General features: G+C 33.5%; 4 protein-coding genes. All 4 read right to left on the bottom strand.

Annotated elements, in window-relative coordinates; genetic code table 11:
• On the bottom strand, positions 1-398 hold a 398-nt coding region (locus tag Q0Q96_RS03180; RefSeq protein WP_293871639.1), incomplete at its 3' end, for an amino acid permease.
• A gap of 95 nt (positions 399-493) precedes the next feature.
• On the bottom strand, positions 494-2,506 hold the full coding sequence (locus Q0Q96_RS03175) for a T9SS type A sorting domain-containing protein (protein ID WP_293871637.1): 2,013 nt from the start codon (positions 2,504-2,506) through the stop codon (positions 494-496).
• 22 nt (positions 2,507-2,528) lie between these two features.
• Positions 2,529-3,125 (bottom strand): hypothetical protein, encoded by a 597-nt coding sequence (locus Q0Q96_RS03170; RefSeq protein WP_293871634.1) that lies wholly within the window; start codon positions 3,123-3,125, stop codon positions 2,529-2,531.
• A gap of 565 nt (positions 3,126-3,690) precedes the next feature.
• Positions 3,691-4,467, bottom strand: a complete 777-nt coding sequence (mazG, locus tag Q0Q96_RS03165) for a nucleoside triphosphate pyrophosphohydrolase (protein WP_293871631.1) — start codon at positions 4,465-4,467, stop codon at positions 3,691-3,693.
• Between the last annotated feature and the right edge of the window lie 250 nt (positions 4,468-4,717).

The following is a 4,717-nucleotide window of genomic DNA, read 5'->3' as shown; positions in this document are numbered from 1 at the left end:
GGAAAGAAAACCGCCGTATAATTAGCAAAAGCTACTGCTACAGCAGCAATTGTTCCTGTCTGAATTACTGTAAAAACGGTCCAGCCGTATAAGAACGAAATTAATTTTCCATAAGCTCGTTGTATGTAAACATATTGTCCGCCAGCATTGGGCATCATTCCCGCCAACTCGCCATAACTTAAGGCAGCCGACATGGTCAACAAACCTGTGACTAACCAAATTACCAATATCCACGCGGCAGAACCAACGTCTCTCGCCATGGCTGCAGTTACTAAAAAAATTCCCGAACCAATCATAGAACCAGCAACTAAACTGGTGGCATCAATTAATCCTAGGGAGCGTTTTAATTCATGACCCGAGTCCTCTGGGCGAACTGACGATGTATTTGTTTCTGGCATAAAGTGGTTTTGGTTTGTTAGATTTCAAATATAGTAAAATACTGTAAAAGAAAAACCACGCATTTAGCGTGGTTTAGAAAAAGTAAAAATGTTTTTTAATTCTTTATTAATTTAAATGTTTCTGAACCTTGAATTGTTTTAACCTTTGCAAGATAAATCCCTTTTTGTAATGAAGTACAATCAATCTCAATTTGATTTTGAGAAACGCTACAGTTGTAAACATTTTTGCCTAAAACATCTGTAATTGAAATACTTTCCATTTTTATATTTTTAGCTGAAAAATTCCAAGAACTGTTTGATGGATTTGGATAAACAGTTATTTCATCTTTTGCCCTGCTTACTTTTTGTATCGGGTCTGGGACTTCAACCAGTTCCCAGTTTAATGGATACCAAGCAGACCAACCACATGAATTCCTCGCTCTAACCTGAAGACCTGTTACACCAAAACTTAAGTTGCCTACAGTCCTTTGATTTCGTGAACCGCTCAAATTTATTTTATTATTTAATGGTTGCCATTCCCAATTAGCTACCAAGTTAGCTTCTGTAGTTGTTAACCCACCAAATACTGCTGTAACTTTATCATTTAAATTTAGTTCAGGAATACTGCTGGTATAAGCATTAATTTTACCTTGAGCGCAAAATGGTTTGCTTTGAGATCCGCAGGTAAAAGAGGTAAGTGTTGGCAAACCTCCGTACAAAGTTGCACTTCTGGTTGTAGACTGCCCACAACTATTGGTGATGGTAGCAATAATAGTAACACTGCCACTACCTGTGAGTGTTAAAGTTGCCTGTGCGTTAGAAGTTCCCGATAAAGTTGCAACTGCAGAATTAGAAACAGACCATGAAACGTTTTGACCTGCAGGTAAATTATTGATAGTAAAAACACGTGAACCACTGCAAGCTGAAGCTGTACTTCCTGTTATCGTAGCAGTAGAAGTGAATGTTGTTGAACCATCATTAATAACTAGTGTTTTGATCGTTGTTTGACTACATTGATTGGTTATAGTAGCCGAAAGTGTTTGCGCACCATTACCATTAAAACTTACTGTTGCCCCAGCATTGCTTTGATTAATTAAACTACCAATACTAGGATTTGACAAACCCCAACTTACGGTTTGACCAGCAGCTATATTAGAGATTGAATAGTTAGCAGAACCACTACAAATATTTTGTGTACCAGTTACAGCTGCACTTGATGTGAAAGGAGTTAGATTTACCAAACACGTTGGGGCTCCTTGATAATTAAAAAAACCTATAACTGGTTTTGCTGTAACACTTGATAAAGGAAATGTATTGGGTTTCAATGTTAATGAATTTTGAGGGTCTGATGATATAGTACCCGAAACAGGAGTCCCATCTAATCTACTCCATCCAGTTCCTACATTCCATGAATACGAAACATTTGGAGTATTAAATGTATTAGTGCATATAAATGTAACAGGTGCAGTTGAACCGCAAGCAACACTTAATGTTGCAGGAGAAATTGTAAAATTAGGAGTTGGTGGAATTTCTTCAATAATAACTTTATTTATCTCGATAATTTGTGCAGCTGGACTTACTGAAGAAGAACCAACACAAGCTATTGTACAAAAATTTGAAGATGCAGCTAATGGATTATTAAAATTAAATACAAATTCAGTAAAAATAGTTGAGGAAATTGGAGTCGTCGCAGTTGAACCACCACCATTTGAACCTGTTATAAGTTCAGGGCCATTGCAATTATTTGCACTTCCATTGTCATTTAGTGATACTCTAAGAGAAACAGGCATAGTTATTACTAGTCCTGGCAATGTGCCGTTTCTTGGAAAAACTGTAATTTTATAGAGATAATACTGTTTAAAATTATAAGCAATTTTAAATTCAGTTCCTTTGTTTCCATTAATATTATTAAATGATAACATTACCGCGTTTGTGGTGCTATTATATGTTGGCTGTCCAAAAGTAGTTTGATGTGCGATACCGCTTACAGTAGCTCCTAATCCAAAAATATTACAATTATTTGGTGGTACAAATGTGGAATAGTCAATAGTTGTTTGAGAATGTAAAGCATTAGATAACAATAAAATGAATCCAAATACTATTTTTAATATGTTTTTGTTTATATCCATGATTATAATTTTAATATTAATTTTAATTATTTTTTTCTAAATAAATTTGAAACCCTAATCCTACTTGAAAATCATCTGTAATTACACTTGTTTGATTAAATAAACTTTTTTGAGAGCTGTATTGCAATGTTAATTCTAAACCTACACTACTATTAAAAAATAAAGTTGATCCGACCATAATTTTATATCCATTTATTGAGGTGTCAAAACTGTCGAAACCCCAAGAACTCCCATGTCTATTTCCTATTAGATAGTCTCCTTCTGCAAAAATATTTATAAGTTTTTCTGGTTTTAAAAAATAATATCTTGCAAAAAAACCACTGCTTAAAGTAATGTAATTTTGTTCAGTAACGTTGTCATTTCCAGGATAAAATTCACCTTGATATCCTAATCTTACACCGAAAGCTAATTGGTTAATTACAAAATATCCAATATTGGGCGATATCTCGATTTCTCTATATATACCCACATTAGCAGTGCCTGAATTATCCTTGGTCGTACTTTTTTTAGAAGAAAAACTCCCATAGCCTCCAACCATCCAATTACCTTTAGTGATTTGAGCGTTAGAGAAAGTTGTAAATAAAACTAGTGAAATACAAATTGATTTTAAGGTTTTCATAATGTTTATGCGGTTAAATGAGTATTAAATTGTTGTTTTTACATATTTTTGAAATGTTAAATTAAACTTTTGTGAGAGATGGTTTTATTGACTGTGAGAGCTGCTTCATCCCGAAGCGGCTTTCTCTTTTTATGTGTATTTTAATTCATTTTTTTTTATTAAAATTAATATATACGCAACTGTATTCTAGGTTCATAGAGAACCAGAAGCCCTTAAAGCCAGTTAGTTAATTATGTTTAAATCCGATTACTGCTAATGGAGTAATCGAAGCGTTCATAAATAAGCTGTGGTATTCTATTTATGAACTATTTGAATTAATATTTCAAATGTAGGAAAACAATTTTACAAAAAAAAAAAAAAAATCTTACCTTTTTTATAAAAAGTATAAGATTTAACATTTGTTTAAATTTGAATTACTTTGAATAGCAATAACTTAATTAAATAAATAGATTTTATGGCATTTAATTAATAAAAAAAAAATCATTCGTATTGAACCAAACAATACTTAAATAGAGTATTTAAAATTTATTTAACTGAAAAATTAGAAATTTTCTAATTCTAATTTTTAACCAAGCCGCTTCGCCTCTTCCCAAAAAACATCCATCTCCGCTAAAGTCATATCCATTAAGGGTTTTCCGAGTTCTCCAGCTTTGCTTTCGAGATACATGAATCGCTTTATGAATTTTTTGTTGGTGCGTTCCAAAGCATCTTCGGGGTTTACATTTAGAAACCGCGCATAGTTAATCATCGAGAACAATACATCGCCAAATTCGGCTTCAATCTTATCTTGATTTCCAATATTGACTTCTTCCTGTAATTCTTGTAATTCTTCCTGCACTTTATCCCAAACCTGATGCGGTTCTTCCCAATCAAAACCGACACCTTTTACTTTATCCTGAATTCGGCTTGCTTTTACCAAAGCGGGCAGACTCTTTGGAACGCCTTCTAATACGGATTTTTTTCCTTCTTTAAGTTTTAGTTTTTCCCAGTTTTGTTTTACTTCCTCTTCATCCGCAACAACAACATCACCATAAATATGCGGATGACGATGAATTAATTTATCGCAAATTTCATTACAAACATCAGCCATATCAAAATCATTGGTTTCGCTTCCAATTTTGGCATAAAAAACAATATGAAGGAGCAAATCACCCAATTCTTTTTTGATTTCGGGCAAGTTATTGTCTAAAATAGCGTCGCCCAATTCATAGGTTTCCTCAATGGTGAGATGACGTAAACTTTGGAGCGTTTGCTTTTTGTCCCACGGACACTTTTCGCGCAAATTGTCCATGATGTCGAGTAATCTGTTAAAAGCTTCAAGTTGCTGCTGGCGGGTGTTCATTGAAATAGTAGTTTTTAAATTTGTGATAGTAAATAGCTCAAAAGATACTTAAAATTTGATAGCTGCTATTTAATAGTATTCGTAAAAATAAAAAATCCTATTACTGAATTCAGCAATAGGAATTATATTTATAAGAAAGTAATTAACTATTTTTTCGTGTTTGTTTTAGTCTGTTTTTTAACTTTAACTTCTGCAACAACCTGTTCTTTCAATACTTCTGCGTTGTGCGTCGTCTGGTCGGTCTCGCTAG

The organism is Flavobacterium sp. (assembly GCF_025352015.1).
In the GTDB taxonomy this organism is placed as follows: domain Bacteria; phylum Bacteroidota; class Bacteroidia; order Flavobacteriales; family Flavobacteriaceae; genus Flavobacterium.
Note: the sequence above shows the minus strand (reverse complement) of the source record. Positions and strands in the feature narration are given on the sequence as shown.